Consider the following 4,415-nt stretch of genomic DNA (forward strand, 5'->3'; position numbering starts at 1 on the left):
CCGAAATCATCGCCGCTTGACCGTTAACCTGGATTCAGCGCCGTGGGGCAAGTACAGAAGCAATTGCTGCCGTTCGCGGCCTGGGAGATATGCAAAATCTCCCCGCTTGAATGCCTACCAAATGCAAGCGTCAGGCCCCGCATGATTTAATCTCCTCACATTCAAACCATGTGACGCGCATAATGCAGAAAACAAAACCACGCCTAAACCGCTCTCGTCGAATTTTAACGATCGTGTCGAAACGGGACAAAAGCAATGCAGTACCAAGTGCTACTCGTGGCCATTGTGCCATCGATACAGACACGACAGTTGCCGTCGGCCATGACGATCAAATCGCCGACGGCAACCGCGAGACGCGACGGCCGCCTCATTGATCAACTCTATAATGCCAGTCGGTTGACGAACTTGGACGGGGATAGACGTCAAGAGCATTCTGCAGCTGCGGGAATACACGTTGCCGTGACAAGCCGCGGGAAGGGCCAGTCGCGTTATCCCGTCTTCAGTTGCCCGCCCGCGTTCGCCTTCAAAAGCGCCATGATCATCGGACCGAGCGAGAATTCCGACTGCTCGGTGCGTCTCGTGAGGTCGCGCAAATAGCCGCCGGCAGAATTGATCAGGTTCGCCCGTTCGAAGATGCAGGCCATCGCCACTGCCGCATTTTCGGGTCCCATGATTTCACAGGCCTCCTGATAGGCCGAGGGGCTGACGCCAAGCATTGAGCGAATCACCACCGCCGCAGACATGAGGTCTCGCCAGTTCCCGATGGCTCCGCCCGGTCCATAGTCAGAGATTTGCGGGCAAGCCTTCAGCACGACGGAGAGGGGAAAAGCCTTCAGCGGCTCACTCGGCGTCGCGGGTTTGCTCGACCTTTCGCTCTGTTCTTGTTCCGATCGCGGTTCAAATACAGTGGTGGATTCGGGATTTGAATTCTGTATGTGGCGCCCGATTTGGGCATCATTGGTGCTATTATATTCTGCTTTTTCGTTTATTTCCAACCGATTGAGGATTTCTTCCTTCAGCATCTCCATGCTTTCAAGCGCTTTCGTCACCTCGACTAGCGTCGGCGTCCTCGGGAAGCCGCCCACCAGTCCGACATAACCGTCCTCGACCGACTGCCAATCCCCATCGACACCCTCCTCAATGGCTGCCGTTAGGAGCTTGCGGGTGTCCCGTCGGCAAATTGTGAGCTTTTCCTTGGCTTTCCTGAATTCTGCACGCGTCGCGATCACCTGCTGGGCCAGCAGCGCGAGTTCCTCGGCACGGGCGAGCAAAGGAGAAAGATCAAAGCCAAACGCGCTTTCAACATCCCCGTCCGCACCCTTGCGCGCAAAGCGTTTGCCGTTGGCGCTATCCTTGCGGATGATCAGGCCGGCGTCGACCAGCGAACCCAAATGGCGGCGTAAGGTCGATCCAGGCATGCTGTGCGCTCGCAGCGACAGCTGAATGTTCGACGGGAAAACCACCAACTGCGCATTCCCCCGTAGTTCTTTTTCGGGGAAGAAAGTCAACAGCGCGTCAAGGACAGAGAGGCTACTTGACTGCAGCCCCAACAGTTCCATCGCTACAGACGCATCGCGGAAGACTTTCCACTTGTCGACAGATTTGCTTATCGGTATTTCGCAGACCGCCTGTTGCCGCCTGACAAGGGCAAGCGTCACCGGCCGCCGCCCAAAGGGCGTCGTCACACTTTCCGTATGCATCGTTCTTCACCTTCAAACAGGCAAAAGAAATTCGTTCGCCGAAACGACGCCTAGACTCTTGACGATGAATCCCGGAAATGCGATTCTACTGGTGCTTAGACAGATAGGGGCTTCCGAGACGGCGACGTTTTGGGGGCTCTTTTCTTTTGCGGTTATGCTTCCTCTTTTCCAATGGACTTCGCACGGCGCTCTTCGAAAAGAGCAACCGCGTCATTGAGCAGGAAAGACGCGAACTCCCCCGCCTCCTTCCTGTCGAGCGTAATCTCGATCTTTGACTTGCTCAGCTTGACGTGGCCCAGTCGCTGACCGGATGACGTCGAGAGAACTTCGGGCAAACCACGAACAACGCGGCGTGGCTTGATGGCGGTCAGAAGCGCCTTGAACCGATCCTGCGAGGTCATGCTTTGCATCTCGTCCAACCGTGCCAGGTCCATAGGATTCTTTTTTTCGTCCTTATGGATCAAATCCGCGAGCTCTTGCCAGCTTCGCCGCCCAATGCCGGGGGCAGGTCCGATAGCATCGATCAGATCAGCGGGAATAGCTTCAACGACGGAAAGCATTCGCGACAACTCGGCCTTGTCGATAGACATCGCGGATGTGATCACTTCGCGGGGAAAACGTTCCTTCAGTCGCTGCGCGAACCGTGACTTTTCAATGTAGGAGAGGTCCTCGCGTTCGTTGTTTTCTTGCCCCTGGGCGATCACCAGTTCCTCGTCCGTCAAGGCACGGATTACCGCCTTGACCTGCAAGCCGAGTTCCTGGATGGCGCGCAGACGGCGATGACCGAAGGCGACCTGATAATGTCCCGGTTTTTCAGGATGAGGACGGACCAGGATTGGCACCTGCTGACCCTGCTCTCGGATTGACGAAAGCAGACCATCGATATCGCCGGGCATGCGGTCACGAACGAACGACGGCTCGACGAGTGCTGTGTCCAGGTCGATGACAGCCAGACCCTCGGCAAGCCGCCGCTCGATATCGTCGGCGCGTGCCTGCCGGGCTTTTTCTTCGCGCATCGTGCTGGCGACTTGCCCGACAAGCTTGTTGTCTGATGTCGCAGCTTTTACGGGCATGTCGGCGTCGACTTGGATCAGGTTCAGGAGGTTTTTTCTGCTCATGTCGCTCGTCCCCAAGCTTTCTTGATCAGGGTTTCAATCTCGTCATTGACGCTGTTCATCGATTCAATCGCTCGGTCATAGGTGCTGCGTGTGAACTGGCCGCGTTCAACTTCATAAAGTGTTTGATTCGTGAGCCCCGCATCTGACACGGCGGTCGACTTCAGCATCGGGAAATTCAGCACATGAGCGCCGAAAATAGACCGAAGATAGCCGACCATCTGATTTTGAGGTCCGTCGGACGGCTCAAACCGGGTGATGAGGTAGCGCAGCCAGGCAAAATCAACATTGCCGCCGGCGGCGGCGACTTCTCGCAGCAGATCAGCAACCATTGCGAGGAATTGATTCATCGACATGACATCCAGCATTTGCGGATGGACCGTCACGAGAACCGATGTCGCCGCGGTGAGGGCAGACAGCGTGAGGTAGCCCAGCTGAGGAGGGCAATCGATGATGACTATATCGTAGTCGTCACTCACATCATCGATGGCATCGCTGAGACGTTGAAAGAACATTACATCGCCCGGCTGCCGCGTCATCAGCGCGCGAGGGGTGTCGTGTTCGAACTCCATCAGTTCTAGGTTCCCGGGAACAAGCTCAAGGCCCGGAATGTAGGTTTTCCGGATGATATCCTTTACCGGACGACGGCTCTCGTCATACCGTATGGTACCGTACATCGTGTCATTCGGATGCACATCGAGTTCGGGCTGATGTCCAAACAGGGCGGACATACTTGCTTGCGGATCTAGATCGATGGCGAGGACGCGATAACCTTTCAGCGCCAGGTATTGGGCGAGATGAACGGACGTTGTCGTTTTGCCCGAACCACCCTTGAAGTTCATAACGGAAATGACCTGAAGGTCTTCACCGTCGCGGCGATGAGGCAAATATCTGCGGTCTGCTCTGCCGACCTTGTCGAGATGTCGGCGAATCTTGTCGATATCATCCACGGAATAGGAGCGCCTACCGCCGGGGGTTGTACTTACCTCTAGATCGTCAATATCATTAGAGACCTGACGGAGATAAACCTCCTTCACGCCCACGAACTTTGCAGCTTCCGAGGGCTGGAAATAGCGTATTCCTTTTTGCGCCGTCGGCGAGAACGTGCTCACATGATGAGCTTGTAACTGAACAGCAAGAGCCGATGAATGCCGGTCTATGAGACTTACGAGAGTCTCCCGTGATGGTGCCTGCGCTTCAGCTTTGGTTTTCATGTCTGGCCCAAAATTCAGTAACAGCGGTTCTGTGCGGCAAAACCCTTTTTCAACCGCTGTTGCAATAAGCCTCGATTCTGACGGCTGAGCAAGCTCTTTAAGGTTAACAGAAGCTTAACGCGACTCTTCGCTGGCGAACTTGGACGAAAACATCCTGATATAACAAGGATCTAGACGATTTTTGTCAAAGGATCCTGTTCGCGAAAGTAGCGAAAAATATGAGTCGATAAGGCTGAAGAGCGGTCAACGATGGGGGTGATTGCGGTGAATGGCGCGACTCATGAAAGCAGAATCGGAGGCGACGCACGTGAGTTACCCAATCGAGACACTGTTTCGCGGCCCGGTTCTGCAGTCGATCAGAGTGTCCGGAAATCAATGGAGACCTG

The 4,415-nt window shown here is 55.2% G+C and carries 3 protein-coding genes; all 3 read right to left on the reverse strand.

The window, feature by feature from the left end; genetic code table 11:
• Window positions 1–488 precede the first annotated feature (488 nt).
• The 3 genes from repC to repA all read right to left on the reverse strand — a co-directional run bounded on the left by repC (window position 489) and on the right by repA (window position 4,029).
• A complete protein-coding gene (repC, locus tag PDO_RS10330) occupies window positions 489–1,700 on the reverse strand; it encodes a plasmid replication protein RepC (protein ID WP_007601425.1) in 1,212 nt (403 codons plus the stop codon).
• A 152-nt stretch (window positions 1,701–1,852) separates the two neighbouring features.
• The gene (gene repB, locus PDO_RS10335; protein ID WP_007601428.1) at window positions 1,853–2,818 is read right to left on the reverse strand and encodes a plasmid partitioning protein RepB; all 966 of its coding nucleotides are present in this window, start codon (window positions 2,816–2,818) and stop codon (window positions 1,853–1,855) included.
• A complete protein-coding gene (gene repA / locus PDO_RS10340) occupies window positions 2,815–4,029 on the reverse strand; it encodes a plasmid partitioning protein RepA (protein ID WP_007601429.1) in 1,215 nt (404 codons plus the stop codon). The genes repB and repA overlap by 4 nt, the downstream gene beginning before the upstream one ends.
• Window positions 4,030–4,415 lie beyond the last annotated feature (386 nt).

Origin of the sequence: Rhizobium sp. PDO1-076 (assembly GCF_000247475.1) — a bacterium.
GTDB lineage: Bacteria > Pseudomonadota > Alphaproteobacteria > Rhizobiales > Rhizobiaceae > Allorhizobium.

Bases quoted from the DNA above. Each gene is read 5' to 3' on its own strand.
- repC (WP_007601425.1), bottom strand. From the start codon at position 1,700: ATGCATACGGAAAGTGTGACGACGCCCTTTGGGCGGCGGCCGGTGACG.
- repB (WP_007601428.1), bottom strand. From the start codon at position 2,818: ATGAGCAGAAAAAACCTCCTGAACCTGATCCAAGTCGACGCCGACATG.
- repA (WP_007601429.1), bottom strand. From the start codon at position 4,029: ATGAAAACCAAAGCTGAAGCGCAGGCACCATCACGGGAGACTCTCGTA.